A 25,378-nucleotide genomic window follows, 5' to 3' on the forward strand; every position below is an offset into this window, starting at 1 on the left:
AAGCATAATCACCACCTCACCATTGCGTGGCTTGCAGGACAAAATCAGTCGTTCGTCAGGATCGCCGAGATCAAATGCAGGTGATCATCGTCATCATGGAAGGCCACCGGTCGACTCCGCCCAGCAAATCGCATCCTCACCGTCGCGCCTTCCATCGCCTGCAACATCTCCAACATGAATCGCGCGTTGAGCGTCACCCGCACTTTCTCACCCGAAGATTCGAGAATCGGCACCTCTTCGCGCGCCTGACCGCGATCTCTCGCTCGCGATGTCATGTGTAGCGCGCCGTCCGACAAATCCATCGTGACCGAGTGATGTTCGTTCTCAGCGAGAATCATCGCACGTTCGACCGCCTGCTCAAGCCGATCACGTTCCACCATGCACTCCGCGATAAACTCCGTCGGGATCACCCGAGTCACGTCATGGTACTCCGCTTGATACAAGAGCGCGTACAACCGGACATTCCCCCACGCGAACATCACGTAGTTGGCGCTCTGGTACACCTGCACCGTCGTGTCTTCTTCGTCTTCTAATAGTCGCAAGAGCTCTGATAGCCCGCGTCGCGGAACCGTAAACCGAATTGGCAAATCTCGCCCCAACTTCTGCGCCATTCGCGCCAACCTCAACCCGTCTGTCGCTGTCCAGACCAATCGACCGTCTTCGCACCGGACATGAACGCCATCTAAAATCCGCCTCACCTGGTCCTGCTTCGCCGCTGCATAGGCCACAGCCTTAATCGCTTGGACGATGGCCTTCGCCGGGATCTCCACTGGCTCGATGCCCACCATGTCAGGCAACGTCGGAAATTCCACGGCGTCGCGAGCATTCAACTCCATGTGCGTCGTGCCCGAGTCCAAGCTGGCATTCAAGTGGTATGGAGGGATCGTTGCGATATCAATCGGGCCTTCCGGAAGCCGTCGCACCAAGTCTGACAGCAGTTTCGCCGGGAGCACGATTTCACCCGAATCCACGACGTGCGCTTCAAGTGTCATCCGAAGCGCAACCTCCAAGTCATACGCCGTGAGCGTGACTTGACCGCCATTGGCCTCGATCAGCACGCCCTGGAGTATGGTCTTGGGTGTTCGCGCCGGCGCGATGCGAGCGAGTGCAGCTAGCGCAGGTTGGAGGATTTTTTGCTCGATTAGGCACCGCATATTGTCTCGGCCTCCGATGTCGAATTTTGCACGATTGCCTGACGCAATGCCTCGCGATCCTTCGGCGTGACTGCCTGCGGAACAACCAGGTAGATGGTGTGCACCACCGACACCTTGCAGAACCTCGGCACTGCCATGAGCAACCGCGTCTCGTCGCATGGCTTGTTCGGATCGTAGGCCATCCGAAACCCGCGGCCCTCGTAGACCGGCGGGTACTCGCCTTCCTCCACGACGCCCAGACACAAGCCGCGCTTCATGCGAACTCGACCCTGCTCCCAAACAGCAAACTCAAACATTCAACCACCCCTCTCATTAAGTGGATGTTTGCAGGACAAACGGAACAACTTCTCCGTCGCGATACTCGAACATCGGCATCCCCAAGGCCTCCGCGATCGTCCGTTCCAACTGCGCGCCTCGCGAGGACTCCCAACCCGGCAGGAACACCACGGCGTGGCAGCCGAGCAGGCAGTGCAACGCTGCACGCATCCAGTCGTCCCATTGCCAGTCGTCGTCACCGCGGATCTCCGCCGGATTCACCACCACCAGCCCCTTCGCCCTAAGCCTCGCCGCGACCTCGTGAAACGCCGGACGATTGAAATCCGGGTAGCCGGACATGGGGCCGGCTAAGTACCAGCGACCGTCACGTTTGAGCGTATCCAGGTCTTTCAGTGCCACGCGTTTTGCCGCCCCTCCTCTGCGTATCGGTCAATGACTTCAAACCACCGCGCAAACCGCGCCCTTAGTGCCTGACCCGCCCGCAAGTCGTAATCCTCCAGTTCGACAATCAGTTCGTCCGCTTCGCAAGCGATATTGATGAGCGCGTCCAAGTAGTCTTTCTGAACCAAGATCTCCATCGCATCATCCTTCCTTATAAGATCTTTTGAGATGTTTATTAACTCCAAAACGATGAGCATGGAATCCGGCGCTACGACAGATGAATCGAGCATCTTAGGGTTGTCGCTGTTCTCGTCAACCACTCACCGTCTGCAAGGCAATCCATCTTCCCCGTGCCCGCCTCAACGCCCGGCACACCGAAGGCTGGGTTACGCCCAACCTGCGCCCGATCTCGGCCTGCGAATACCCCGCAACCGTCCACCCGACAATCGCGCGGTCTCGCGGCGTCAACTCCGCCATGAACTCGCGAACCTCAAGCTCGCTCCAGTCAAACTCCTGCCGAAGATCCCGACTCTCCACTTGCTTTTCGCCTTCGTCTTCGTCTTCAAACTCCAGCAGGATCGACCGTTGCAATTGACGCCTCACCGCACACACAATCAGCTTCTGCATTTCACGTGCGATCACCAGCGCAGCAAATCCAGCGAATTTTCCGACTCCAACGCGATAGAACAACGCCGCCCTGCACAACGCAAGCAACCCCGCTGCTACGAGATCGTCGAATTCGATTCCTACCCGTTCGGCGCGGTAGCGATAACGACGAGCAATGTGGTAGACCAACCCAATGTTCTTCGCAGCTAGTTCGCGTTGAGCGTCGTTCATCCTCATCACCATTGCCTCACCGCTGCCTTCTACAGCCTCACTCTTTGACCCATGTCATGAAGATCCCAACTTGTGAGTGGGGATCGTCGGCTTGTTTGATCCTCGCCTCTTCCGCAGCGTATTCCGGATCCTTGTACACCTCGATGAGTGGCGGCACATCCACTTCACCCGGCCACCACTGTGCGACCACCCAGACCGGGTTGTTCCCTTTCATCGTTCTCATTCGCCTCCAATCTCGATTTCCAATAGAGCTTCCCACGTGCAGGAATCGAACATCTTCTTCTCGAATGCCTAGGTATCAATACCATCTCCTTTTGTTCTGGAGGTATCATGAGACCATCAGAACCAAACTCCTGTAAGGAACCAGAGAAAGGCGGAAATCAAGAGACCAAAGATGCTATACGCCAACGCGAAAGCTCCAGCCTCTTCTTCGAACTCTCTCCGATGGCGTTTCGGTCGCAATTTCAAGATTCCCAAAAGAAAGAAGAATGCCGAAGCGTACAGAACGAACATTCATCTACTCCTTCCAGCCCTTTTCTATCTTTGCTTTGGTTGTGGTATCGCGATTCGTTATGGGGAATCTTTTGCTGGTTCCATCCACGCTTCAAAAACACGAATCCATACAATCGCTCGACGATCGAAATGTTCATGATATGTCTTAGTGGAGCCATACTATTCTTTTTGATGTACTTTCTACTTGAAAATTCAAAATACGCACCAAATCTCAGTTGGTCGAATCCCGGGACCTGGTTCTTAAGCCTCGGGTTTACTCTTTTCTCGTTACTCACGTCAATTTTAGGGGCACTTATCATGTCTTTGATGTTTGTTATCGTTCCCTGGATTGCAAGATGCTTGGTCACTATTTGGCGAATTGTAAAATCCAAATTCAAGTATTCGAAGAAACAATGGCATCCCAACAACAAAATATACAAAACTAATTGAAATGTCCAAGAAAGCATATGTGCCCTTTGTCAAATGTAGAGAATGATATAAATACGGAATCAGATTCACAGATGTCCCTCCTCGCGTCATGTTCCTTTCGGGTTTTGGATCATACACCCGCTCTATACAAGCTCTCGTTCACGGACTCATCCCTCTCTATCCATAGGTGAGCCGTCATACAACACCGATCGCCTCCGCCGCCGCTTTAGACTCCTCATGCCTCTGCACCACATCCCGGAAGATCTCCCACCTATGCGGCAACACCATCGCGTACCGCACCAGAAACTCCTGTCGCTCCAGCCGTTGCCCAAGCACCGCATTGAGCAGCGCGTTCGCCTCGTCCATCGTCTCGGGCAACAGCGCGTACGGGATGTTGTTCGCCTTGAAGATCCGCTTAAGCAACTCTTCCTGCCTCGGCGTTGGCTTCGTCAGGAGCTCCGCCGCCTCCCACCGCGTCTGCGGCGCTTGCAGACCTCGGCGCTCCAGCGCCGCCACTTGCTTCTCCGTCGGCGGCAGATCCATCCACTCCTCCTCGGCCCCCACCGCACTCTTTGACAACCCGATCTGCGCGTACGTCGCCGCCGCGCCCCAGGCCATCTCGGAGTCCGGCCCGAAGTACACTCGGTGCATCTCGGGCTTATCGCTCGGATCGTCCGTACTGAATCGTCCATAGGCCACGTACCAGCCGACCTGCGTCTGCTCGACCCGGACAAAGTTTCCGCGGAAGTCTCGCGCGAGCCACACACGCTCGCGCACCCGCATCCACCGGAACGCGCTCGCCGTAAGCCGCTTGGCGACCCTCGGCCCGCGCTCGCCGCCGGCCCGCTCGCGCTTCTCGCCGCTTTCGTCCTTGTCCTCGCCCGCGAGCAGCCGATCCACCGTCATCAGCCGGTGCACGTCCGTGACCCCGACCACATCAAGCACCAAGCAGTCCTGCTTGAAGATGTGCGGCGCGATCCGCAGGCCTCGGCCAACGCACTGGACGTAAAGGCTGTGAGACAAGGTGGGTCGCGCCATGATGATGCAGGACACTTCGGGCCGATCGAATCCTTCTGTAAGTACGCCATAATTGCATAGGACTCGAATATTTCCATCTGAGAACGCGTCAAGGGTCTGTCGACGCGCCTCCTTGGGCAAGGCGCCGTGCACCACCGCCACGGGGACTCCCGCCTGCTCGAACTCCTCCGCCAGGTGATACGCGTGTTCCACACTGGCGCAGAACGCGATCGTCAGCCGGTCGGAGGCCTGCGCCTGCCACGCCGCGACGATCTGTTTGTTGACACTTGGCGTATCCACCGCGCCCTCGACCTCAGCATCCGACCAATCGCCGTCGTTCTTGTCCTCAAGACCTTCGACGATCTCGAGTTTCACGCTCTTCGGCGGAACCAGGAACCCCATGTCGATCAGGTCGTGGATCCCGATCGCGTAGGCCACGCCGTCGTAGACCTTGCGGAGGTCGGCCTTGTCGGTTCGATACGGCGTCGCCGTGAGTCCCAGATGCACATGACCATCCGGCACCGCGCCGAGGAACCCGAGCGCGTGGTAGATGCGCATGTACGTCCTCGCCGTCGCGTGGTGGCACTCGTCCGTGATCACGGTGGGTGTCGTCTCATGCGCGTCCATCCAGCGCTCCAAGCGCTCCGACTGCGAGATCGTCTGAACGCTCGCCACCGCGAAATCCGCCTCGACGTCGTCGTCCGGGCCTTGGATCCGACCGACCTTCACCTCACACCCCTTTGGAGCCAAGGCGTCGAACACCACCGAGAACTTCTCCAGCGTCTGATCGAGCAACTCGTCGCGGTGGGCTAGGAACAACACCGGCCCGCGTTCAAGCCTCTCCACGGCGAACTGCGACGACATCACGGTCTTGCCTGCGCCCGTCGCGGCCACGAGGATAGGCCGCGGCTTTGGATATCGTCGAATCGCGTCGACGGCTTCGAGTTGGTAGTCGCGGAGTTTGAGTTCGTTTTGGTGTTTGGCGGTAATGGTTCTCAATCTCCATCACCCCGTGAATCGACACATTTCAACTTTGCTGTTCAACGCGCGTAGCCTCGCACTGTCATCTGGAAGCACATTCAGCACACATGGCGACCAGTGCGGACGCTTGTAGGCACCGAAATGGTTGGAATAGGGAATGGTCAACACGCCTCCGTCGACCACATAATTCAGCACCACCCATCCCCGCTGCGAACGATCAGGCACGAAAATGAACAACTGACGGCGCTGAATCAAATCCAGCAAATACACTGCAAATGCTTTACTCATGCCGCACCAGAGAAAATTGTTTGGAGCAATGGTTAGCCCGTACTCTCCATCCACAGGGATGTAAGTACGAAAATGTCGTTGAAGTTCCGCGAACGATGTTCCGACGTGCTTCAACACATACATCCAAATCGCTTGTCGAAAATCACCTTTTTGAGCGAATTCCATCCATGCGTCCTCGGAATATGGACTGCTCATCTTCTCCCACTTCATGATGTTCATCGACATCGTCAACACCTCATTGTTCCTATTGGATTACGCCTTTTGGCAAAGAACCAGATTCAAGCATGCTAACATCATCGAACTTGTGCTCTTCAGCGTACGCCTCCGTGACTGGCATCGAGATGTACTCCAACTTCCTCTGATCCAGATTCACGACTTCGCGACTCACCAACAGCATTCGCCCCGCTTCGCCCAGGCGAACGCCCGTCCAAACATGAATCGGTTTACCTTTCCAGCGCGGGCGCGAATAGTCGATTTTGTGGGGAGCATAGTTCCGCAACCGTTCGAGCAATTTCGCAGCTCCCGGATATTTGCGCCCCGTCTCCTTCGCATAGATCTCCATCGCCTTTTGAAGCAGATCCCGCGGCACGCTGAAATCCTTGCCGAGTTCGATAATCCCCTCGTCAATCGCCGCCTTCACCACATCATTTGCACGCCAGTAATAGTCCTTTTCGCGCAGCATCTCTTTGGACTCCGTGATGTTGCGGCCTTCACGTCGCATCTGCCGATAATGCAGCAACCCGAGGTAGCACATGTACGACAGCGCCTCAGGCGTCCTCAGCCGTTCCACCCACCCCGGCCCTTGCCGCTTGAAGCGCTCCATCATCGGGTACAGAAGGATCCGTCGGAAGTAGCCATGGGTCGGATCCTTCGTGGGCGGCAACTCATTCGCGCCGTAAATCAACTTCGTCTGCGGCTTGAATTCGAACGAAGCCTTGAACTTGCGCTCGGCTCGAACCACATCGTTGCCGATCCAGCCTTTCAGGAAGCTCGTGTCCTCGATCCCTGTGCCCGCCATGTCCGGTACGATGTCGATCGCTGCCCGAGTCAAACACGCTGAAGCAAAGCGATTGCGTTCGAGGCTTTGCACGCTCTCCGTCACTGCGTAAATCCCGAAGGCCTTCGCCAGCATACCGAGGAGCGTTGACTTACCGTTCTGGCCTGGCCCGTAGAGAATGGCGTAGCACTCTTCGGACTGATCCCATCTGCACAGACAATAACCGAGAAACTCGAGAATTGAACGTCGTGTCTCGTCATCCGGAAACGTCGTACGGAAGAAGTCCAGCACGTCGACTTCCGCGTCCTTCATTGCAAGCGTCCATGACTTCGGAGTTCGGTGCCAATTTTCAAAGAACGGAATCGTCAGCTTCCAGTTAATCCGATGTCGTGGCGAGAACTCATGGATTCGCCAATCGTGGTCAAACGGATCACTCATGTCCAGGAGCCCGTTTTCAAACGGCACCAACGGTTCGGTGTTCCAAACCTCGTGCACCCGAATGGATTCGACGGAATGGTCTTTGTCATGCTCGAGGTTGGTAATCAACATCCGCTTGATCTCTTCTGCGCGTGACCACGTCGCCCAGGTCGGCTTGATGGTCTCCAGGGCCTCCAGGATAAAGTCCCGGATGACTGCCTCGTCTTTTCCATCATCTGTAGGCGTCGTGTAGATCGTCCCGTCGTAGTAGTAACAGGATTGAAAGAAGTACTGTAGGTTGAAATCCTTTTTGATGAGAGTCGCCATGCGCCGGAACAGCAGGTGTTCTTTCCCCTTTTCCTCATCGACGTAGACGAAATATCCCTTCTTCTCCCGCGCCCATTTCCGAGCCGTGTGATTCGTAAACGGCTGTTCGCACCAGTTTGTGTTGTCTTCCGGCGCTTCGCTTAGATCCTCGGTCCAAGCGACAGGATCGTGTACGATCACATCTTCGGGAACTTCCACCAAATCCTCTGCGCCCGCGGCGACCCGAGCTCCTCCGTTAGCATGCAGCGCCTCTTCCGTCGTCTTTGTCGGAAGCCCGTCCATCTTCGGTCCATCCACTTCATCCGGAGCGCCGTAAAGTCCCGGAAGCCCCAGTTTCGCCGCGTAGGCTCTCCGAACAAACGTGGCCGGACTGGATCCCCGTTGAAAGTGCCTGCACGCTGCACAAACACTCATCGGATCGAGTTCTTGGAACGTGGAACACAGAACAGCCATCGGTCGCGACGATCGGAACTTTCTCTCAGTCTCGATCGCGTTGTATCGCTTGCCCGGTCCCACGTCATAGCCTTCCGACCATTTGTGAAAGAGGGAAGAGTCAGGAACCATCGATTTCAGTAGACATGCCATTTTATGCCATATAGGTTCGGTCACAATGTTTGGATCCTGCACATAAGCCTTGAACCTTGCACAGATGGTCGGCAATTGCTCTTCGACAAAGTCAGCGGGGACAGGCTTCCAATCGCCCGTGAACTCGCCGCCGTCATCTGTCGCAGACACTGACTCTGTCCGCGTTAAATCAATACCCAACGCCTCAGCAATCCCGTCAATTGCTGCCTCAAGTTCGTCAGGCTTGTACAGTGCATCCTTGCGCCATTCTTCAACTGTGACCTTGACGATGCGCCCCGATTTCGTGTGCATGGAGCCTGGAATCCGCATCACTCTCGCAACATCGGCCACGTTGAGATCGCTTGACAGTACCCTTGCGAGCTTCCAAACAATCCGTCGCCCGCGCTCACAATCCATCTCGGGACGCTCGAACTTGAAGTACAGGTGCCGTCCTCGACCTCCGCCCGACCGCACAACTGCGCTGGGGATGAAGCCCTTGTCCGCCAACATAGCCAACACGCGTTCGGCATGCGCCATGCGTTCCTCGTCGTCTTCCCGGCCGTGGTCGTCCACGTCCGCCCAAGCCCCTGGACAGGCCACGACGTCGTCTGCGCTGCCTCCGATCCATCGCCCCTCCTGCGTCCGCTGCACTGGCTTGTCGCGCAAGCAGGTGCCGAAGTACCATCCGCATCGCGCCATGTCCGGGCTTCTGTACCCGCGGTCAAAGTAGTCCCGCAACGCCTCAAAGTCCTTCGTGATGAACGACCGCCGCGCCTTAACGGCTTTGAACGCCATCTCCCGATCGTCCTTCCGGTTCGGGATCGGCCTGATCTCCACGTAGCCTGCCGCCCCCTCGAACCACCATCGCAGGAAGTCGATCGATTCGGCGGGATCACCACAGAACGCATGCTCGATCATGTGCCGCCGAATCGCCGAATCGGAAATCTCTTCTCCGTTCTCTGCACACCACGTTTCGAGCCCCCGGTAGCTTTCTCCAGCCAACCACCGAGTTTCGATTTCCTCCCGGATGGCAGAATCACACAGCTTGCAGTCTCGTGGCATCCCTCTCACTCCCAGTTCTCGGAATCAAGGCAGAAGGCGGAACATGGAAACGAATCAACAGAACACCAATTCCAATGAAAGGTTTTCACTATTCTCTTTCCTTCCTTTTTTCTTTTCTAAGAGAGAAGGAAGTAAGGAGAATATAGGAGTGATCCGAGGGTGATCCGAGCGTGATCCTAGGATGATCCTAGAGTGATCCGAGTGGTGTTAGTCTAGAATCCCTTGTGCTGTAAGGGATTCTGGAGTATGATCCGAGTGATCCTAGCCAGATTTACGGTTGAGAAGAAATGAGTGCTTCGATTCGTTTACAAATAGTTACTGTCGTCGAGTCATGGGTTAATATGGATAAAGTTGCTTGTAAATGGTATCGAAACGAATCGAAGCAGCAATTTTATAGAGATGCGTTTTCGACCCCGGATCACTCGGATCACACCCCGAGATCCCTTGTGGCACAAGGCTTCTCGGGATTTTGCAGATAGGAGCAATCTAGGAGCAGCCCCGGATCATAGCGCCTGTTGCTCGGATCACGTCTCATGATGCATCCTCCAATTTGGTGGCTTGGGCTAGGCGCTTAAGGGCTTGGGTGATCTCCACCTTCATCGGCAGCAGCCACTTCTCTCGGAATTCAAGCCACTCTTCTTCGCTGTCGAACCCGAGCCTCGGGTCGATGATCGGCACGATGTGGTACATACCGTTTTCCCATCTCAATGTGGCTCCGCCACATCGGGAAGCATTTAGCGTCCAACCCAGCGTGTCATCACTCACGACCTGAGTCAGTAGGACTTCCCACAGTCTGTGGTCGCTGACGAGATCCGGTCGCGGGTCCCAACGCCAATCATGTGCGCATGAAGTGATGCTCTCACCACCTGTTATTCGTCGAAATGCGTGTGAATCCTACCACTAAATCTTCCAGCCAGTACGACACATTGTGATGTCCGCTGTTTTCACCCGCTACCACGGCGGGCAGCGCACAGCGGACGAAGCGGCCATGCCTTGCCATAGCTTACCTTACCACACCACGCCTCGCCTGGCCGAACCGCGCCCAGCCTAGCCTCGCCATGCCACGTAAGGAGTTAGGGCAGCGTGAGTTCTCACCCGATGGCGTCCCGACAGGCGCGAACGTGTCTGAAGCGCGGAACACTCGCTTTTGCCGTGTCCCACGATTTTGCGCCTGCCGAACGCCACGGTCGGGCGGTGCCTCCGCCGCCCGGCGCAGCGCACGAACTGCTTGGGACAACAGCGCGCATCAGGCGCGTAATGATGCAGCTCGCGCGCCGGGCACGGCGGCGGAGAAAAGGGTTCTGGGATTATTCAGTTGCCAAGGTCCGCTCTGACGCGGCACATCGCCTCATGAGTGTTCATATCGTGCTGTCGTGACGGCGATACGACCCGCGCCGGGAACGCGCGCTCGGCGTCCCTGGTGTCATTGGTGTGGGCGTCGTCAGACACCCGAGAGGGTTCGCCCCTCCACTCTGTACCGAAGACCTTCGGTACAGGGCGCAAGGGCGAGGGCCTTGCGCAAGCCATTAAAACGGCTTCCAGTATGGTTTGATGTCAGGGAACCGCGTCCTGCCGTGTTGGCCGCTGTTCATCAAATCCGCCAAACTCGGACCATCGGTCGGAATCCCAATAGCGTCATACCCCGCCATGAGATTCGCGCTGACGATGAGCAGGCGCTCAATCATCAGGTCAGACAGGCGATCCTGCAGACGGTGAGCGGCATCGATCAGAAGCTTCGCCTGCTCTGTCCTCACGTTAAGCTCCATGACTTTCAGTTGTTTATCCGCTACCTCGCACTGCTCGCGACGTTCAGGCGTCTCGTACTTGCCGGTCTTGCGGATGGAGGGCAAGACTTCGTGGGTGACCCAGCGCTTAAAGGCCTTCGCCTCAGGCTTGCGGCTGCCCAAGATCAGTGAATACAAACCGGCTTCGTTGATGATGGTCATGTTCTGTTGACCGCCGGGGGTGTGAATTGAACTCACACCCTTTTCATCCTCGTCGATCCGCTCCAAGGCTTTACGATCCAACTCAAGAATCACAAGCACGTCAGCAGCCACCCACCACGGTTCATCGTTAATCATGACGACTCGGATTCGATGGCCTTTGAACATCCATTCCATCGTTTGGTTTCCGCTCTTGTCCACAGGTTGCATGGTATCCCTCCTGAAGATCTTGCGATTAGAAGTTGCCATTTCGGTCTGGGCCGAAAAGATTCGACCCATGGCGCAAGGGCGAAACGCTCAACGCACCAACCTCAGTCGTTCTACGGCTCTGTAGATCCCCCATCCCGCCAGAATGAACGGATATAACGCTATGAGCACAAGCGCCGCGAAGAACACTCTGACAAACCACATCAAATCTTCGTTGTCCCAGAGTTTGATCAGAACAAGAGCCAAGACGGCACCTAATAGATCTCCTCCAATAACCGCCAGCAGATATTCCGCCATAGATGACCACCAAATCCTACACCGGAAGCTGCAACCCCCGACACCCGATCACCCTGCCCTCTTCGTCCAGGATGGCCTCCGCAGGGCTAAACACATCCGTTCGCCCCGCCCTCGCCGCAGCCTGCGCCACCAGCGTCGAGGCGACGTACACCGTGTCCTCCTCCGGATCCGGCAACTCGACAACTTCACCAAACTCCGTGCTGAAGACCGGGATACCATCAAGCACATCAATTTGCTTCGATGTGCTCGCCACCCGTGCCACGATGCCAGAAGGCGGGATTCGTGCGATGGTAGTTCCATCCGAGCCGATGAATGTGAGTTCGTGTGGTGTCAAATTGACAATCCGATGCATGCTATTGTCCTCCTTGGTCCGATTTCTGTCGCATCCTCAAATTCCTAATCAACCTCGTAGGAGCCTTCTTTTCGCGCCCCTCCGCGCGGCGCTCAAAGTACGGACTCGAACCGCAAGTCTCCACGGGGTGATCAGTCCCGTGTCAACCGTGCCGCCTGCACCTTTGAGCGCCCGGCGCAGGGGCGCGCCCTGCGCGCTCTCTAGGCGTTGACAAAGGGAGGTTCACCCACTGTAACAGTGGGCTATGGTGCCGGCTGTTTTCACCCGCTACCACGGCGGGCAGCGCACAACCGGCGAAGCGACCATGCCTTGCCATAGCCTGCCGAACCTGACCACGCCTCAGCCCGCCTCACCAAGCCATTCCAGACCCTACCCCACCGAGGCTTGCCGTGCCACACCCGGCCATGAACGTTGGAGCGGTTCTTCGCCGCCCCGACCCGCCTCCGAGACACCTCGGAGACACGTCGCGGAAGCGAAGCTTCCGCTCAAGGCACTCACTCCACGTCGTCCTCCAACACCTTATACTCCACCACCTGAAATCTTCCAAACATTGGCCTATAATCTCCAATTCCAACCAACCTTCCCGCTTGAACCAGTAGGTCATAGAGCAGTTCCGGACTGATATATTCTGGAAGAAGACACTCAACTTGAAATTCAACTTCCCACCCTGGTAACAGCGCTGGACGAACCCTGGTAACTCCCGCTCGTTGAACTAAAACACGGCGTCTATCAAGAAAGTCTGGTTGTGCTTTTCCCATTGAAGCCAGCCACGGCGTCACGATAAATGCAGCTTTAGATAAATCTGACATTGACTTTCTTGGCGAGCGAGGATCCTGCTTGAACTTCGCCGCGTTCACGAGCGCCTGATGCAGGTAGACACCGGGAATGCAGATTTCGCCGTCTTCGTTCCGGTAAAGGTACGCTTCCCAGTTGTCCGTCTTCTTCATCGCGCTGCCCTTGGCGGCTTGCGCCTTGGCTTCAACATCCTCACAGTCCCATCGATGGAATAATATAGGCGTCGATCCCTTCAGTCGCACAGCCGCCCGATACGGCGTCGCGAAACGAACATTGTCTCCGTCAACCGTGTAGCCTATAATGGTATTGGCAACCGACATTCGTCTTTCACCCTTTCGTTTAGGATGGAGCGGCGCGAACGCCGCTCTTTTGTTGTTCCCGGCTAATTTCAGACACTACCTCGGTGTCCAGCGCTCAACCGGGGAAGCGGCCATGCCACGCTCTACCACGCCGAACCATGCCACACCATGCCCCGCCTCGCCTGGCCAGGCCACGGCAAGCCATACTTTTGGAGCGACCTTCGCCGCCCCACGCCACCCCCGAAGGATTCGGAAGTGGTGTGCGGAGGCGAACCCTCCGCTGTTCATGCTGTTTGTCCGGCTGTTTCGCCTTGTTGTGTCTCTTCTGTTGACGAACCATTGGAGTTCTCCACGTTGACTTGCAGATAATCTTCAATCCCCACCGTGATCGATTTGTGCCGTGCTTCAAGCTCTTTTCCTATCGACACGACGCGGTACTTTTCCGCTGGAGTCAATTCCCGAAGTATCTTCGGAGGTTGCAATTGACTCCATACGAACGCGCCATTTCGTTTTGTCTCCAGCGAAAGTTCGATTTCATAACTGCTCACCAGTTGACCACGAAAGCGAAGCGCGCTGACAAATTGATCCCACGCCCGATGACTCGAAGGTGGCAGTCCGAGAATCGCAGGCACTTGCGAATTTTCTTCCAGAAGATAGATTCGTCGAACGGTTTTGCATGCTTTCCCTCTTCCACCATTCGGATCACTACCAAACTGATCAAACGGACAACCCTGACACTTTCGATATGAAATGAGTCCATCGTCCGCAACGTAGCGTCCGATCTTGCCATCGTGACTCGTGCAGAGCGGCGGCGCACTTTCACCTTCGTTCTGAGGCGCAAACAGCACTCGACTTGTGTGAAAAAACGGGATTCTGACTCTTAATTTCTGAATAATTTCTCCAGTTGCCTCGTTTTGGAAGGCGGCCGCTTGCGCAACGATCCGATATCTTACGGGAAGAATTTCGGCGTTCTCTTCCAGTTGCGCGGCATCTTGCATGGTCTCAGCGTATTGTTCGAGTGAGATTCCTTGAGCTTCGAGCTCCTGCGCCTGTTCGACCGTCAACCCGAGCTTCTGAAGCAGATTCGGATCGTACTGTGCCAGTGTGGTCATGGTTCATTCCTCCTTGAATTCGTTGGTTCGTTGTTACGCTGTCTCAGTGAGTTCGTCATGCGTTGTCGAACTGACGAAGAACATCGACTCTCGTGCACCTTCCACACCTAGGCAGAGTGGAAGGAATGGACAACCACCATATTGATGGCAATTACTGGTATTGTGACGAATCACACCCGAACGCGCTTGCCAATTGCGTTCCAAGCACTCCATCCAAAGTTCGCTTTCAAACTGTTTGATCTGTTCTGGGGCTCGGATCACCTCGTCTTCTGACAAGTACTTGTCGGGGTTCGACTCGTACTCCGCCAGGAGCCGGTCCCGGAAGTCCTCCCAGGTTTCCACCACCTCTCCATTGCGCCGTTTGGGTTCCATGCGGCTCTTCTGCACAGCTCTCACGATTGCACCTGCAATCGGCCTGTCGAAGACCCGCGACGCAGCATATACATATAATGTTAATTGTTGGGACATACCGTAACTCTGTTTGAACTGTTCGATGGAGGCCGTGGTCTTGTTCTCAAGAATCCACAGGTTTCCATGTTCATCTTCGCAAATCCCATCGATCTTTCCGCCCAGCGCGTACTTTCTCGACTTGTGCCCGGTGGCGGGATTCAAGATTGGAATTTCAAACTCTCTCTCAACCGCTACCAACCGTCGCGGCTTGAAATGTCGAACTGCGAACCGAATCATGCATTCGGTGCGGATGCGCTCAAGCTGGAGTTTGTACCGCTCCTCTTCACTCTCTGGCCGGATCCAGTCCAGCGTCTCCAAGCCCGTCCTCACCGCACCGTCCTCGTCAACCTCGCCCCGCTGCCACAACTCCAACCCCCGATGCCACGCGCTTCCAATTGAGAGCGCCCAGGAGACCTCGCGCGGGCGAAGACGTTCCACATAGTGGTAGTGTTCTTTCTGCGGGCACTGCTGCCGCATCGCGATGCGGCTGTGTGTCAGTAGTTCCACCATTTTTTACGCCCTCCCCTTGCCAACGCCCGAGCTTCGTGCTAGAATCTGTGGTGCGCTGTGCGTATTGTTCTACTGCCTGTTCCCATCAGGCGTTCTCTTTTTGCGCATCGACCTCGCTTTCTTCGGTGTTTTCCTCCCAGCATTCCGAACAGAACCAAGATGGCCCGTCCTGAATGGCGGTGTCCTCATCGAGCACGTCTCCGCAGCACTCGCACTTCAACATCTCGTCTTCGTCGAACCATTCGTTTTCGTCTTCGCCGAGTCCCCAAAGCGCCGCGTCTTCTTCGGGAGTCATCAGCTTCCACTGGTCGTAGGTCATGCCACCTCAACCTCCTGGCACAATGCTTCAAGGTCTGCGATGGTGTACCGCGCGCGATCCGGATCGTTCCGGTCGGCGTCGACTAAGCGGGCAAGAATTAGTTCATACTGCATTGCTGTTCGCCTCCTTCAAAATCCGAATCACGAATCGAAGTGTTCGCGCCGCCTCCGCTGACCACGGGTCGTTGAAACGTTCGACCAACGAGCATGCCGCGTAGTACTCGGAAATGAGTTCGTCATAAACACTGGCGTCGGGGGTAATGACGATCATTCAACTGTCCCCTTTCAAATCTTGACTTTGGTTTGTTCCAGGTACTGATCTGCACCCTTCTCGATCAGAGCTCGAAGAGTTTCGGACCAACTCTGCGAATAGAAGACCTGTTGCTTCACTGCGTCCAACTTCTCCAAGAGCTCATCGGGGATCGACACGACATATCGCTTCATTTCCGTCGGCATGTTTCTCACCTCGGTTCTGAACGTATTCTAATGCAAAGGTGCAACACCTGTCAACTGATTTTTTCAATCAAGCGTGCAACACCATGGTGTGTTGTGATTTATCGATTCGCTTTGTCCTTTGCATCACTGCTGCACTACTGTACAATGAGAGGCGAGGTGTTGTGAGTGCCAACCGATAAACCGAGAATCATGATCACACTGCCCGAGAAACTTTTTCAGGAAATTGAAGATTTCCGATTTGATTACCGCTATCAATCGCGGTCAGATGCTGTTTTGGCTTTGATTCGCACTGGGTTACGCTTCAAAGCTTTCGTTCGAGACATTTCGGAATCAGATTTCGAGCACGCAGACTACCAACAGGTTTCCGTGGAATCTGATCCGAATGTCGTCAATGATATGCTTCGGCGTGGATGGGTGCTGCTCTCGGTTGGGTTCTTGCACAATGCAAACGGCGAAGACGCGCCACGTTTCGTTCTAGGCTTTCCTAAGTCGAAGACTGAATAAGAATCCGCTCGGAGTGGGCTGAACTCCGACCAATTTCCATCCCGACCGTAAGAGGATGTTGGTTACATCAACGCTTGTCGTCTTTGTAATCTCAGTCATGTATACCAACCCTTTCATGAAGGAGTGATCCCCTTGCCCGAAACCCGCGACCAATCCGTAAACGAGATCTTTTCTCGCTTCGTTGGGCGGCAGGTTCGTGCGCACTTACAATTCCATGAGGATCATGCAGTCCTTGAATTCGATACAGTTATTGGTCACGTGACTACAGGTGAAGACAGTCTGCACCTCATTCACTTGGATAAAGGCGTCTTCTGCATACCAAAAGGTGAAATCGTGTCATCATCCCCTGTCCACTTCATGATTCGAGGAAAACATCGGAATTTATTCGTTACATTTTGGCGAGGTTCTGAGCCTTATCCGGATGTTTCATGCACAACACCGCAAATTTGATCGTGTTGATGATCTCCTGAACCTGTGGAAACTCAATGTGCTTGCTCAGGAGTTGAATGCTGCGTTCGTAGAGGACGATCAAATCCTCGTTTGCTAGGTTCTGTGCAACCATGAGTCCCATCCCTTTAAGGAGTGATTCCCTTGCCCGAAACCCGCGACCGCGCCGACGAGATCATCGAACGCTTTGTCGGAGTACCTGTCCGCATGACCTTGACGTGCGGTGGAAAATCGAGTCTCGTGATCGACACCGTACTCCACCGCGTCTCCCGCCGCGACGAAGGCGGCCTGATTGCCCTGGACGGCGGCGCGTTCTTCGTCGAATCGGCGATGCTCGTGGAGGTGTCACCGGCCATGTTGGTCCTGCGTGACACCGAGCGCCGCTGGTCACTGTCCGTCCTCCGTTGGTCTGACCTGCCCGAGGAGTTCAGGCCGTATCCGCGTGGACGGTGGGTGGATCCTCGGCCGAGCGATGATGATCCGTTTGCGGATTGAGTTTTCAAGGTTCTCAGGCGATGTGATCATTGATCCGTTCGTTTGCGCTCGATGATTCGTGCGATCGTGTCTGCGATCTCGCGAATCTCGTCCTGGTCGGATTCCTTCAGCCACCTTACGCGTTTCACGCCATACCGCGCGCGAAGGATGGCTGAAAGACCGTTTTCAAGTGCGGTCCTGAGATTTATATCGTCAACCAGTGGTCGAATGCGGGCCATAAACTCTTCGCGCACCTGGGCAAACACGCCATCATCGAACCTGGATTTACGAGCCCGCAGTGCTTCGATCGCTTGCTCTTGTTGTTGCACTCGCTGTTTCAGTTCGTTCAGTTCCTCGAGCAGCGATGTGATGTCTGTTTGTTCAAGCACTGTGCTCATGCGATAGCATCACCTCTGCGCCTTCTGTTCTTTGTGGGCACGTTGTACATCAAGTCTTCATAGCTCAGACCAAACACTTCGTTGACGCGCTGTACAGTTTCGTGACTTGGATTTCGAGTGCCGTACTCAAGATGACGGTATCCTCGTTCCGTCATTCCAAGGCAGCGGGCCGCTTCGGCCTGCGTCATTCCGCGTTCTATGCGAGCTTGCCGAAGCCGCTCTCGCATTGTCTCACCACCTTATCTAAGGTACCCAAGGTACCTTACACACCTTTGATTCTAAGGTACTAAAAGTACCCTGTCAAGAGGATGTTGCTTCGTGTTATTGGGAGAACGACTGCGTTTTTTACGGAAAGAGCGCAATCTTCGTCGAGATGATGTCGCGGCAGCGATTGGAGTTACGCCGCGTCTCATCACGTTTTACGAAACTGGCGACAAGACTCCATCTCTTGAGGCGGCAATGAAACTTGCCGACTTCTTCAACGTCAGCCTGGACTACCTCGTGGGTCGCACCGACGACCCCACACCACCGACGCGCAGCTCGTCGTCATCGGAGCGGGATCCGTAGTACGTCACGCGCTCCTCGACTGTCGCTGAGCCAGGTCTCGAACGTCAACGCCGAGAATGTCGGACAGCTTCACCGCCATGTCCAAGGTGAGGCGGCGCTTGCCGCTTTCGTACCGTTGATACGAGCGGACTGTCACATGCAGCAAATCAGCAACTTGCTTTTGCGTCAGGCCCTTCTTCCGCCGGGCCTCTTGCAGGACTTTTTTGAGTTCCATCACCACCGTCACCTCGTATTAGACGACCATTCGGTCATCTTTCTGATTGCATTCTAACACGACCGTTTGGTCATGTCAATAGGAGTTGAGTTTTTTGCTCGATTTCGGCAATCGCATGTTGGAGATTCGCAAGGCAAGGAACTTGAAGCAAACTGACATTGCGAACGCGCTTGGCATATCCGTGCGTACGTGGCAGCGATATGAGTCCAACGAGCGGGAACCTACGCTGTCATTGCTTGTCCAGCTTGCAGACTATCTGGGTGTCTCGTTGGATTTCTTGGCAGGTCGCACCGACGACCCCACACCTCCACCCCGCACGTCCTCATCCTCGCGGGATCCGTAGGACTACGCGCTCATCGCGTCGTACTCTTCCCCGAGGATCACCGATGCGCAGAGCCTCATGACCGCATCCGGATTCGTTGCCCGCGCGTAGCCCCGCAACACACACAGCGTCGGCTGGCGCGTCCCGAGCTCCACCCGTGCGATCTGCGCCTGTGTCGTCCTTGCGCAGTAAGCGACGTACTCCTGCGTCACGCCGGCGCGAAGACGCAGCACACGGAGAGCTTGTCCAAGCCACATCGAGTCCGCTGTCATCACCTCCTCATTAGGAATATTCCTAGATATTGTTGTGTTTGATGATTGCCTGTATTCTGAGCATGTCGGCCCCATCTTCCCCACCTCAGCGCCTCGCCCCGCCGCTCCCAAGGCGGGCGGGTGGGTTAACCACTTAGACTTTCTGGAGTATTCTGCTGTTTGAATTTCTTCACTACTTCAGTCCACAGACACGCTGGGTAGCGGTCCTGCTCCACATCATCTTTCCATTTTCGTTCGCGTTCTTCTTGACTCAGAAGAGCATACGAATTGGGTGAGACGAACCATCGGGTATTGGATTGTCGACTTGGAATCTCAATCCACTCGTTTTCCACGTTGCTCACCTCAGTAATTCGTATGCTTTCAAGGTTTGTACCAAACACCATTCATTTCTTGTCATCTTTCGGAACATCATCTCCAAAGAGATCGTCGATAGTTGTGTTGAGTTCCTTGGCAAGTTTCTTTGCAATTCTGAGACCAGAAATCTTGCGTCCCGCCTCGATGTTGGCCAAATGAGGCCGAGAAATTCCAACTTTCATGGCGAGTTCACGTTGTGTCATGTTCATCTGCCTTCTTCTCTCAGCAAGGCGAGAGCCCAATCCCACATCACCGTTCCTTAACGGAACAATCTACGCTTTGATTGTAGTTCCTTATAGGAACTATGTCAACAGCATGTTCCTAAAGTCGATGTTTCTTTTAGGAACATCGCGGTTACAATAGATACAAGGAGGAGGGGGACGTGCATCTGAGCAACTTTGCCCAGCGACTTAAATGGCTGCGTGAAAGGCGTGGATGGACGCAGGAAGAACTGGCACAAGCTCTTGGGGTCTCTCGTGCGACAATTGCTGGGTATGAATCGGAGAGCAAAGGACGCATACCCCGGGAGGAAATATTGATCAAGATTGCAACCATATTCGACTGCACAATCGATTTTCTGCTCGGGCGCACTGAAGCCCCACATCTCTTTGCTTCAAAGGACGAGTTTCCACTAGACAGTGAAGAAACGCAATTGATAACCACTATACAAAAACTTTCTTCCGAACAGCGTAAACAAGTTCAACGATTTGCAGATTACTTGTTGTCAATTCAAGAAAGTGACGATCAGCATTCACGTACTGACAGTGAGACTAAGTCGCAGTCGCTGAACATCACTGAACTTGCGGCTCATATGGAAAATGAATATGGTGTGATCGACCCCAATTTTGCCATTGGAATCCGCAAAGTGATCGAAGAAGTGCTCAAGGAGTATGATATAACCAAAAAGAGCAACAGGTGAGACTATGAATGAATTGTTTGACATCCTTAATAGAGAGGGCATATTTATCTCCTACAAAAGATTAGAACATTTGGCAAACGGAAATTTGCTAGGATTCTATTTCTATGATGCCGAAAGAGAACAGCCATTTATTGTTCTCGAAAAGAAAATAGAACGTTCAGCAATCCTACATCGATGCGTATTAGCAGAAGAGATTGGACACTACTTCACTGTACCGAAGAGTAAGTTCATTCTTCCCTATACTTCGTACAGAGATAGACTATTTCTCAGTATTGATGAAAGAAAAGCCTTGACATGGGCCGCTAAGTTTCTTATTAGTTTGAGGGATTTGAACGCAGCCCTACGTGCAGGGTGCGAAACCCTGGATGATTTTGCGGATTACTTGAATGTCACTCATGAAATCGCAAAAATCCGTTTACAACTAGGTGACGCCCGTGAATGCCTTTCCAGTTGGATTAGATCACGTAGCGATTTATCTTAGGAAATCTCGTGCAGATTTAGAAGCTGAGGCTCGTGGCGAAGGAGAAACTTTGACTAAACATCGTCGAGCCCTTCTTGAACTAGCCAAACAGTATCAATATAGCATTGACCACATTTATGAAGAAATTGTCTCTGGAGAACTTATTGTCGATCGGCCGGAAGTACAGAGACTGCTACATGCTGTACGAGAGGGAAAGTACAGCGCTGTATTAGTTATGGATATTGATCGACTTGGACGTGGAAACCAGATTGACCAAGGCATTATTCAACAAGCCTTCAAGCAATCCGGAACACTCATTATAACTCCTAGAAAAGTTTACAATCTCGAAGATGAGATAGACGAGGAATTCTCCGAGTTTGAGCAGTTCATGGCCCGCCGTGAACTCAAAATCATTACTCGTCGTATGCAACGCGGAAGAAAGCTTTCGGCAAAAGAAGGGAAGTCGATTACCCCTTATGTTCCTTTTGGTTACAAGAGGGATGAAAACCTCAAATTATATCCAGACCCCGAAACTGCACCGATCGTCCGTCAAATTTTTGAGTGGAGTGCCGAAGGATTAGGCATCATCAAAATTGCAAAGAAACTGAACGAGATGGGGGTTCCAGCTCCACGCTCGAGTGGTTGGCAGAGAACTACCGTTCAGCATATTTTGAAGAACGAAGTCTATCTTGGACGGATTGTTTGGGATAAGAAGAGGGATGTAAAAACACCTCAGGGGAAATACCGTTCTATCAAACGTCCGCGTGAGGAATGGATTGTTCACGAGAATGCTCACGAGCCTATTATCTCTCAAGAATTGTGGGATAGAGTTGTGCAAGTCCGTAAGATGAATGATCATCGAACAAAGGATAACTATGACTTGAAAAACCCCTTTGCAGGGATTTTGAAGTGCAAACAATGTGGACGAGTTATGAAGAGGCAACCTCGCCCAAATCGTAAGGGCGATACTTTTCAGTGCTATACGGTTGGTTGTCCGACGCGAGAGGTCCTCATTTCCAAACTTGAAGATCGCGTTTTGAAATCAATTGAAGAGTTTGTTCAGTCATATGCTGCTCAATCTAGCGTTAAGAAACGTGCTGACAATCGACAAAAGCGACTGGAGACTCTACAGAGACATAAAAGATCAATTCAATCAAAAATCAGCAAACTTGAGACGCAAAAGAACAGACTGTTTGATTTCCTTGAGCAAGGTGTTTACGACATCCAAACTTTTCTTGAAAGAAGTAAATTGGTGGGTGAACAGCTCGATCAAGCAAGAGAGGAACTCAGAACTTGTGAGCAAGCTATTGAACGTGAAACGGTTCAACAACAGCATGAGGAAGAATTGATTCCAGCGATCAGCGAGGCTATCGAGATGTATAGGTCCGCTTCCAATGCAGAAATTAAAAATATGGCGTTGAAATCAGTTATAAAGGAAATACATTATTACAGACCTCGTTCGTGGCCAAGATCCAAGGAATTTGAAATAGATATATATTTCCGCATCTGAGCACTTGATAGTCAAGGAACATCATCGACGACTTAAACCGTAAAGTGACATACCCATCAGGATTTTCTTCGGGTCGATTGCGCCCGTGGCGTACTCGAGCACCGATTCCACGCGGTCGGCCGGGGCCACGGGCATGGGCGGTCCGCCGACCCATCCCCACTCGTACGTCATGAGCATGACAAAGTCCACTTCGTCGCCGAGTGCCGCGTAGTCGAAGGCGCCCATCCACGGCGCGTCCGGTTCGTCCGACGACTTGGGGCCGAGCGCCACGGAAAGGCTCCATCCTCGCGGGCGCAACGCATTGCCCAGCGCGCGGATAAATGACGTGTAGGCGGCGCGATCGCCCGGGTGCATGTGCTCGAAGTCGACATTCACGCCGCGGTAGCCCTTCTCTTCGCAGACGCGCACCGCTTGGTCGATCACGCGCTTTATGAGCGCGGGAGAATGGAGAATCGCATGCGCGAGATCGGGGTTAAAGCGATTGCCGTTGAAATTCGTGAGAGTCGCGAGCGGCGCAATGCGGAATTTGGCTGCGGCTTCGAGCATGGGCTTGTCGTTTGGCGCGTCGAGATCGCCCGTAGCCTGCACGCGGTAACTGAATGCGCAGACATAGGTGAGTTCGGACACATCCTGCAAGAGGGCGGCGTCGTTCTCGTTCCCGGCCGGCATCAGATATGCGTTCACCTCGATGGTGCGCCTTTGGGGCCGCGTGCCGGGGATGTTTACCGTAACGCCAATAGGCCATGGTCCATCCTTCGGGAGTCCCGGGTTCCAATTGGCGATGGCTGCGGGCTCAACGCCATACCGGTGTGCCAGGCGGTCCAGCGTATCACCCGCTCTCACAGCGTGGCGGATAACCCGAAGTGGCGGGCCTTTGGGAATCAGGAGCGCGATGCCCGGTACGATCACGTCCTTCGACGCGAGCTCGTTGTATCGCAGCAGGTCCCGGAGGGACACCCCGTACGTCGAAGCGACGTCGTCGAGCGTCTCACCCGGTAGAACGCGGTGAATTTGCATGAGACGGTCCTCCTTCGCGGCGAGCCTCACTGAAGCCTATGCCACAGGTGCCTAGTCTCGTGCGCCTATCCGTGTGAACGCCAACCGCGTCCGAGGCGTCTATCCGTTGAGACCAAATCCCCAAGACGGGCGCTGGCCAAAGTTTAATTCGAGGCCATTGGGATAAACTGATTGTAGCAAGTTCTTTCATCGATAGATTCTGTCATTCGAGGTGCAAAGATGATGCTGACTAAAGTCGCGCTCATTCTCCTCATCAGTTTTGGCATCATGGCATTCAACCGGTACATGAAAAAGCAGACCGAGCGAATTGAAGAAAAGATTCAGTCGAATCGAGCGTGAGAAAAGGCGGCCTTGTCGGCCGCCTTTTTCGCTTCTCCTGGCTCACTCCTCAAACTGGACCTCTGTGAGCGGAATCACCTTGGTCTTCTTGATCCACTTGTAGCCGAGCCACAGCACCACGAACAGCGGAATGCCGATGTACGTCGCGACTACGCCCATCCAGTCGATCTTTCCGCCCGTAAACACGCTCGTGTCCTGGCCGATAATGACCACTGCGCAAAGCGCCGCAGCGAACAGCGGACCAAACGGATACCACTTCGCGCGGTAGGCGAGATCGTCAAGAGAACGGCCCTGTGCCACGTACGCCTTGCGGAAGCGGTAGTGGCTCACGGCAATGCCGAGCCACGCGAGAAAGCCCGTCAGGCTCGCGGCGTTCAGCATCCACGTATAAATCGCGCCATTTCCGACGATGGACGACAAAAACGCGACGAAGCCGATGGCGGTGTTGACATAGAGCGCGTTCATCGGAACGCCGTGGCGGTTGACCTTGGCGAACACCTTCGGCGCCTTCCCCTCGCACGCGAGCGCCCAGAGCATGCGGCTCGACGCGTACAGCGACGAGTTGCCAGCCGAAAGTACGGCAGTCAGGATGACCGCATTCATGACGCCGGCCGCAAACGCGAAGCCGGCCCGGCGAAACACGAGGGTGAACGGGCTAATGGCCACGTTATTCACGCTCGCGTTCAGCAGATTCGGATCCGTGTACGGGATGAGCATGCCAATGACGAAGATGGCCAGCACGTAAAAGAGCAGGATGCGCCAGAACACGGTGCGGATGGCGCGCGGCACGTTGCGCTCCGGGTGATCGCTCTCGCCCGCGGCGAGCCCGACGAGCTCCGTGCCTTGGAACGCGAAGCCGGCGACCATCACCGTGCTCAAAAAGCCGATCCACCCTCCGTGAAAGGGCGTGCCACCCGTCATGAACACGTGCCAGCCGACCGGATGCCCGTCGAGAATCCCGAAGATCATCGCGAGACCCACGACGATGAACGCGACGATGGTGATGACCTTGATGCCCGCAAACCAGTACTCGCCTTCGCCGTAGCCCTTCACGCTCACCACGTTGAGTAGGAACAGGAGGGCCAAAAATGTAGCGCTCCACACGATGGCAGGCACATGCGGGAACCAGTACCTCATGACCATGGCGCCGGCCGCGAGCTCCGCGGGCAACGTCACCGTCCAGGTGTACCAGTAGTTCCAGCCCAGGGCGAAGCCGAGCGCCGGATCTACGAAGCGCGTGGCATACTGTTCGAACGACCCGGCAATCGGCATGAAGGTCGCCATCTCGCCCAGACTGGTCATCACGAAGTACACCATGATGCCAACGAGGATGTACGCGAGCAGCGCACCGCCCGGTCCGGCGGTGGAGATGGACGATCCGCTCGCGACGAACACACCCGTGCCGATGGCGCCGCCGATGGCGATCATCGACAGATGGCGCGATCGCAGGTCGCGGCGCAAGCCCACCTCTCGTGGCGAGAGGATGTACGCGGGACGGGTCTTTTCCTCCCCCAATGCGCGATCTAGGCTCAAATGCACGAACCCCTTTCTCACTCTAGAACTTCATCGAGGTAAAGTACTGCTACGTGAACATGCTATAGCGAATCTGCGTTCGACGCA

The 25,378-nt window shown here is 54.6% G+C and carries 34 protein-coding genes; 7 read left to right on the top strand and 27 right to left on the bottom strand.

What is annotated here, in order from left to right; genetic code table 11:
• Positions 1 to 44 precede the first annotated feature (44 nt).
• The 19 genes from dnaN to TC41_RS11555 form a co-directional block, all read right to left on the bottom strand.
• The gene (gene dnaN / locus TC41_RS11480; RefSeq protein ID WP_014465222.1) at positions 45 to 1,154 is read right to left on the bottom strand and encodes a DNA polymerase III subunit beta; all 1,110 of its coding nucleotides are present in this window, start codon (positions 1,152 to 1,154) and stop codon (positions 45 to 47) included.
• Positions 1,142 to 1,450, bottom strand: a complete 309-nt coding sequence (locus TC41_RS11485) for a hypothetical protein (RefSeq protein WP_014465223.1) — start codon at positions 1,448 to 1,450, stop codon at positions 1,142 to 1,144. The genes dnaN and TC41_RS11485 overlap by 13 nt, the downstream gene beginning before the upstream one ends.
• Before the next feature lie 16 nt (positions 1,451 to 1,466).
• Positions 1,467 to 1,829, bottom strand: a complete 363-nt coding sequence (locus tag TC41_RS11490) for a DUF4406 domain-containing protein (RefSeq protein ID WP_237699927.1) — start codon at positions 1,827 to 1,829, stop codon at positions 1,467 to 1,469.
• Positions 1,820 to 2,008, bottom strand: a complete 189-nt coding sequence (locus TC41_RS11495; protein ID WP_014465225.1) for a hypothetical protein — start codon at positions 2,006 to 2,008, stop codon at positions 1,820 to 1,822. The genes TC41_RS11490 and TC41_RS11495 overlap by 10 nt, the downstream gene beginning before the upstream one ends.
• A gap of 115 nt (positions 2,009 to 2,123) precedes the next feature.
• On the bottom strand, positions 2,124 to 2,654 hold the full coding sequence (locus TC41_RS11500; protein ID WP_237699928.1) for a sigma-70 family RNA polymerase sigma factor: 531 nt from the start codon (positions 2,652 to 2,654) through the stop codon (positions 2,124 to 2,126).
• A 31-nt stretch (positions 2,655 to 2,685) separates the two neighbouring features.
• Positions 2,686 to 2,871 carry a hypothetical protein gene (locus TC41_RS16460; protein WP_158306748.1) on the bottom strand — a complete coding sequence of 62 codons (186 nt, stop codon included), beginning with the start codon at positions 2,869 to 2,871 and terminating at the stop codon, positions 2,686 to 2,688.
• Positions 2,872 to 3,764: 893 nt separating this feature from the next.
• Complete coding sequence (locus tag TC41_RS11505; protein ID WP_014465229.1) at positions 3,765 to 5,585, bottom strand: DEAD/DEAH box helicase; 1,821 nt, start codon at positions 5,583 to 5,585, stop codon at positions 3,765 to 3,767.
• 6 nt (positions 5,586 to 5,591) lie between these two features.
• Complete coding sequence (locus TC41_RS11510; RefSeq protein WP_041695398.1) at positions 5,592 to 6,080, bottom strand: hypothetical protein; 489 nt, start codon at positions 6,078 to 6,080, stop codon at positions 5,592 to 5,594.
• Positions 6,081 to 6,099: 19 nt separating this feature from the next.
• Entirely contained in the window at positions 6,100 to 8,511 is a 2,412-nt protein-coding gene (locus tag TC41_RS11515) for a DNA primase family protein (protein WP_237699929.1), read from the bottom strand.
• Between the two features lie 1,242 nt (positions 8,512 to 9,753).
• The gene (locus TC41_RS16330; RefSeq protein ID WP_014465232.1) at positions 9,754 to 9,912 is read right to left on the bottom strand and encodes a hypothetical protein; all 159 of its coding nucleotides are present in this window, start codon (positions 9,910 to 9,912) and stop codon (positions 9,754 to 9,756) included.
• Positions 9,913 to 10,748: 836 nt separating this feature from the next.
• On the bottom strand, positions 10,749 to 11,375 hold the full coding sequence (locus TC41_RS11520; RefSeq protein ID WP_014465233.1) for a BRO-N domain-containing protein: 627 nt from the start codon (positions 11,373 to 11,375) through the stop codon (positions 10,749 to 10,751).
• Positions 11,376 to 11,462: 87 nt separating this feature from the next.
• Positions 11,463 to 11,669, bottom strand: coding sequence for a hypothetical protein (locus TC41_RS11525; RefSeq protein WP_041695399.1), 207 nt, complete (start codon positions 11,667 to 11,669; stop codon positions 11,463 to 11,465).
• 16 nt (positions 11,670 to 11,685) lie between these two features.
• A complete protein-coding gene (locus tag TC41_RS11530) occupies positions 11,686 to 12,021 on the bottom strand; it encodes a hypothetical protein (protein WP_014465234.1) in 336 nt (111 codons plus the stop codon).
• Between the two features lie 494 nt (positions 12,022 to 12,515).
• On the bottom strand, positions 12,516 to 13,136 hold the full coding sequence (locus TC41_RS11535) for a hypothetical protein (protein WP_014465235.1): 621 nt from the start codon (positions 13,134 to 13,136) through the stop codon (positions 12,516 to 12,518).
• Between the two features lie 263 nt (positions 13,137 to 13,399).
• The gene (locus TC41_RS11540; RefSeq protein WP_014465236.1) at positions 13,400 to 14,227 is read right to left on the bottom strand and encodes a hypothetical protein; all 828 of its coding nucleotides are present in this window, start codon (positions 14,225 to 14,227) and stop codon (positions 13,400 to 13,402) included.
• Between the two features lie 33 nt (positions 14,228 to 14,260).
• Positions 14,261 to 15,187: a PD-(D/E)XK nuclease family protein gene (locus TC41_RS11545; RefSeq protein WP_014465237.1), complete on the bottom strand. Its 927-nt coding sequence runs from the start codon at positions 15,185 to 15,187 to the stop codon at positions 14,261 to 14,263.
• An 85-nt stretch (positions 15,188 to 15,272) separates the two neighbouring features.
• A complete protein-coding gene (locus tag TC41_RS11550; protein WP_014465238.1) occupies positions 15,273 to 15,506 on the bottom strand; it encodes a hypothetical protein in 234 nt (77 codons plus the stop codon).
• 102 nt (positions 15,507 to 15,608) lie between these two features.
• A complete protein-coding gene (locus TC41_RS16575) occupies positions 15,609 to 15,776 on the bottom strand; it encodes a hypothetical protein (RefSeq protein ID WP_014465239.1) in 168 nt (55 codons plus the stop codon).
• Positions 15,777 to 15,790: 14 nt separating this feature from the next.
• Positions 15,791 to 15,961, bottom strand: a complete 171-nt coding sequence (locus TC41_RS11555) for a hypothetical protein (protein WP_008340968.1) — start codon at positions 15,959 to 15,961, stop codon at positions 15,791 to 15,793.
• A gap of 165 nt (positions 15,962 to 16,126) precedes the next feature.
• On the opposite strand from TC41_RS11555, the gene TC41_RS11560 reads away from it, so the two are divergent.
• Complete coding sequence (locus TC41_RS11560; RefSeq protein WP_041695400.1) at positions 16,127 to 16,465, top strand: ribbon-helix-helix domain-containing protein; 339 nt, start codon at positions 16,127 to 16,129, stop codon at positions 16,463 to 16,465.
• 388 nt (positions 16,466 to 16,853) lie between these two features.
• On the opposite strand, the gene TC41_RS15990 is transcribed toward TC41_RS11560, so the two are convergent.
• Positions 16,854 to 17,027 (bottom strand): hypothetical protein, encoded by a 174-nt coding sequence (locus TC41_RS15990; RefSeq protein ID WP_237699930.1) that lies wholly within the window; start codon positions 17,025 to 17,027, stop codon positions 16,854 to 16,856.
• A gap of 20 nt (positions 17,028 to 17,047) precedes the next feature.
• Here TC41_RS15990 and TC41_RS11565 point away from each other — a divergent pair, with 20 nt between their 5' ends.
• Entirely contained in the window at positions 17,048 to 17,407 is a 360-nt protein-coding gene (locus TC41_RS11565; protein WP_014465242.1) for a hypothetical protein, read from the top strand.
• A 26-nt stretch (positions 17,408 to 17,433) separates the two neighbouring features.
• On the opposite strand, the gene TC41_RS11570 is transcribed toward TC41_RS11565, so the two are convergent.
• Together TC41_RS11570 and TC41_RS15995 are read right to left on the bottom strand one after the other, a co-directional pair.
• Positions 17,434 to 17,784: a hypothetical protein gene (locus tag TC41_RS11570; RefSeq protein ID WP_081462280.1), complete on the bottom strand. Its 351-nt coding sequence runs from the start codon at positions 17,782 to 17,784 to the stop codon at positions 17,434 to 17,436.
• A complete protein-coding gene (locus tag TC41_RS15995) occupies positions 17,781 to 18,011 on the bottom strand; it encodes a helix-turn-helix transcriptional regulator (protein WP_081462281.1) in 231 nt (76 codons plus the stop codon). The genes TC41_RS11570 and TC41_RS15995 overlap by 4 nt, the downstream gene beginning before the upstream one ends.
• Positions 18,012 to 18,102: 91 nt before the next feature.
• Between TC41_RS15995 and TC41_RS16000 the strand changes: the two genes are divergently transcribed.
• Positions 18,103 to 18,351 (top strand): helix-turn-helix domain-containing protein, encoded by a 249-nt coding sequence (locus TC41_RS16000; RefSeq protein WP_014465245.1) that lies wholly within the window; start codon positions 18,103 to 18,105, stop codon positions 18,349 to 18,351.
• A 4-nt stretch (positions 18,352 to 18,355) separates the two neighbouring features.
• On the opposite strand, the gene TC41_RS11580 is transcribed toward TC41_RS16000, so the two are convergent.
• Complete coding sequence (locus TC41_RS11580; RefSeq protein WP_148260199.1) at positions 18,356 to 18,565, bottom strand: helix-turn-helix transcriptional regulator; 210 nt, start codon at positions 18,563 to 18,565, stop codon at positions 18,356 to 18,358.
• 115 nt (positions 18,566 to 18,680) lie between these two features.
• Between TC41_RS11580 and TC41_RS11585 the strand changes: the two genes are divergently transcribed.
• Positions 18,681 to 18,908: a helix-turn-helix domain-containing protein gene (locus TC41_RS11585; protein ID WP_041695892.1), complete on the top strand. Its 228-nt coding sequence runs from the start codon at positions 18,681 to 18,683 to the stop codon at positions 18,906 to 18,908.
• 2 nt (positions 18,909 to 18,910) lie between these two features.
• On the opposite strand, the gene TC41_RS11590 is transcribed toward TC41_RS11585, so the two are convergent.
• Together TC41_RS11590 and TC41_RS16005 are read right to left on the bottom strand one after the other, a co-directional pair.
• Complete coding sequence (locus tag TC41_RS11590) at positions 18,911 to 19,159, bottom strand: helix-turn-helix domain-containing protein (RefSeq protein WP_049784371.1); 249 nt, start codon at positions 19,157 to 19,159, stop codon at positions 18,911 to 18,913.
• A gap of 383 nt (positions 19,160 to 19,542) precedes the next feature.
• Entirely contained in the window at positions 19,543 to 19,761 is a 219-nt protein-coding gene (locus TC41_RS16005; RefSeq protein ID WP_258165036.1) for a helix-turn-helix transcriptional regulator, read from the bottom strand.
• A 134-nt stretch (positions 19,762 to 19,895) separates the two neighbouring features.
• Here TC41_RS16005 and TC41_RS16010 point away from each other — a divergent pair, with 134 nt between their 5' ends.
• From TC41_RS16010 to TC41_RS11600, 3 genes are read left to right on the top strand one after another with little or no spacing between them, the layout of a single operon-like run.
• Positions 19,896 to 20,432, top strand: coding sequence for a helix-turn-helix domain-containing protein (locus TC41_RS16010; protein WP_081462282.1), 537 nt, complete (start codon positions 19,896 to 19,898; stop codon positions 20,430 to 20,432).
• A 4-nt stretch (positions 20,433 to 20,436) separates the two neighbouring features.
• The gene (locus TC41_RS17315; protein WP_081462283.1) at positions 20,437 to 20,913 is read left to right on the top strand and encodes an ImmA/IrrE family metallo-endopeptidase; all 477 of its coding nucleotides are present in this window, start codon (positions 20,437 to 20,439) and stop codon (positions 20,911 to 20,913) included.
• Positions 20,858 to 22,402 (top strand): recombinase family protein, encoded by a 1,545-nt coding sequence (locus TC41_RS11600; protein ID WP_014465249.1) that lies wholly within the window; start codon positions 20,858 to 20,860, stop codon positions 22,400 to 22,402. The genes TC41_RS17315 and TC41_RS11600 overlap by 56 nt, the downstream gene beginning before the upstream one ends.
• A 21-nt stretch (positions 22,403 to 22,423) precedes the next feature.
• Here the strand turns inward: TC41_RS11600 and TC41_RS11605 are convergent, their stop codons facing one another.
• Positions 22,424 to 23,419, bottom strand: a complete 996-nt coding sequence (locus TC41_RS11605; protein WP_041695404.1) for a LysM peptidoglycan-binding domain-containing protein — start codon at positions 23,417 to 23,419, stop codon at positions 22,424 to 22,426.
• A 381-nt stretch (positions 23,420 to 23,800) separates the two neighbouring features.
• The gene (locus TC41_RS11610; protein ID WP_081462331.1) at positions 23,801 to 25,291 is read right to left on the bottom strand and encodes an amino acid permease; all 1,491 of its coding nucleotides are present in this window, start codon (positions 25,289 to 25,291) and stop codon (positions 23,801 to 23,803) included.
• Positions 25,292 to 25,378 lie beyond the last annotated feature (87 nt).

The sequence above is a fragment of the Alicyclobacillus acidocaldarius subsp. acidocaldarius Tc-4-1 genome (assembly GCF_000219875.1).
Classification (GTDB): Bacteria; Bacillota; Bacilli; order Alicyclobacillales; family Alicyclobacillaceae; genus Alicyclobacillus; species Alicyclobacillus acidocaldarius_A.

Excerpts from the sequence above, each read along its gene's own strand:
- dnaN (WP_014465222.1), bottom strand. The coding sequence starts at position 1,154 with ATGCGGTGCCTAATCGAGCAAAAAATCCTCCAACCTGCGCTAGCTGCA.
- TC41_RS11485 (WP_014465223.1), bottom strand. The coding sequence starts at position 1,450 with ATGTTTGAGTTTGCTGTTTGGGAGCAGGGTCGAGTTCGCATGAAGCGC.
- TC41_RS11495 (WP_014465225.1), bottom strand. The coding sequence starts at position 2,008 with ATGGAGATCTTGGTTCAGAAAGACTACTTGGACGCGCTCATCAATATC.
- TC41_RS11500 (WP_237699928.1), bottom strand. The coding sequence starts at position 2,654 with ATGAGGATGAACGACGCTCAACGCGAACTAGCTGCGAAGAACATTGGG.
- TC41_RS16460 (WP_158306748.1), bottom strand. The coding sequence starts at position 2,871 with ATGAGAACGATGAAAGGGAACAACCCGGTCTGGGTGGTCGCACAGTGG.
- TC41_RS11510 (WP_041695398.1), bottom strand. The coding sequence starts at position 6,080 with ATGTCGATGAACATCATGAAGTGGGAGAAGATGAGCAGTCCATATTCC.
- TC41_RS16330 (WP_014465232.1), bottom strand. The coding sequence starts at position 9,912 with ATGTACCACATCGTGCCGATCATCGACCCGAGGCTCGGGTTCGACAGC.
- TC41_RS11520 (WP_014465233.1), bottom strand. The coding sequence starts at position 11,375 with ATGCAACCTGTGGACAAGAGCGGAAACCAAACGATGGAATGGATGTTC.
- TC41_RS11525 (WP_041695399.1), bottom strand. The coding sequence starts at position 11,669 with ATGGCGGAATATCTGCTGGCGGTTATTGGAGGAGATCTATTAGGTGCC.
- TC41_RS11530 (WP_014465234.1), bottom strand. The coding sequence starts at position 12,021 with ATGCATCGGATTGTCAATTTGACACCACACGAACTCACATTCATCGGC.
- TC41_RS11535 (WP_014465235.1), bottom strand. The coding sequence starts at position 13,136 with ATGTCGGTTGCCAATACCATTATAGGCTACACGGTTGACGGAGACAAT.
- TC41_RS11540 (WP_014465236.1), bottom strand. The coding sequence starts at position 14,227 with ATGACCACACTGGCACAGTACGATCCGAATCTGCTTCAGAAGCTCGGG.
- TC41_RS11545 (WP_014465237.1), bottom strand. The coding sequence starts at position 15,187 with ATGGTGGAACTACTGACACACAGCCGCATCGCGATGCGGCAGCAGTGC.
- TC41_RS11550 (WP_014465238.1), bottom strand. The coding sequence starts at position 15,506 with ATGACCTACGACCAGTGGAAGCTGATGACTCCCGAAGAAGACGCGGCG.
- TC41_RS16575 (WP_014465239.1), bottom strand. The coding sequence starts at position 15,776 with ATGATCGTCATTACCCCCGACGCCAGTGTTTATGACGAACTCATTTCC.
- TC41_RS11555 (WP_008340968.1), bottom strand. The coding sequence starts at position 15,961 with ATGCCGACGGAAATGAAGCGATATGTCGTGTCGATCCCCGATGAGCTC.
- TC41_RS15990 (WP_237699930.1), bottom strand. The coding sequence starts at position 17,027 with ATGGTTGCACAGAACCTAGCAAACGAGGATTTGATCGTCCTCTACGAA.
- TC41_RS11570 (WP_081462280.1), bottom strand. The coding sequence starts at position 17,784 with ATGAGCACAGTGCTTGAACAAACAGACATCACATCGCTGCTCGAGGAA.
- TC41_RS15995 (WP_081462281.1), bottom strand. The coding sequence starts at position 18,011 with ATGCGAGAGCGGCTTCGGCAAGCTCGCATAGAACGCGGAATGACGCAG.
- TC41_RS11580 (WP_148260199.1), bottom strand. The coding sequence starts at position 18,565 with ATGGAACTCAAAAAAGTCCTGCAAGAGGCCCGGCGGAAGAAGGGCCTG.
- TC41_RS11585 (WP_041695892.1), top strand. The coding sequence starts at position 18,681 with ATGTTGGAGATTCGCAAGGCAAGGAACTTGAAGCAAACTGACATTGCG.
- TC41_RS11590 (WP_049784371.1), bottom strand. The coding sequence starts at position 19,159 with ATGACAGCGGACTCGATGTGGCTTGGACAAGCTCTCCGTGTGCTGCGT.
- TC41_RS17315 (WP_081462283.1), top strand. The coding sequence starts at position 20,437 with ATGAATGAATTGTTTGACATCCTTAATAGAGAGGGCATATTTATCTCC.
- TC41_RS11605 (WP_041695404.1), bottom strand. The coding sequence starts at position 23,419 with ATGCAAATTCACCGCGTTCTACCGGGTGAGACGCTCGACGACGTCGCT.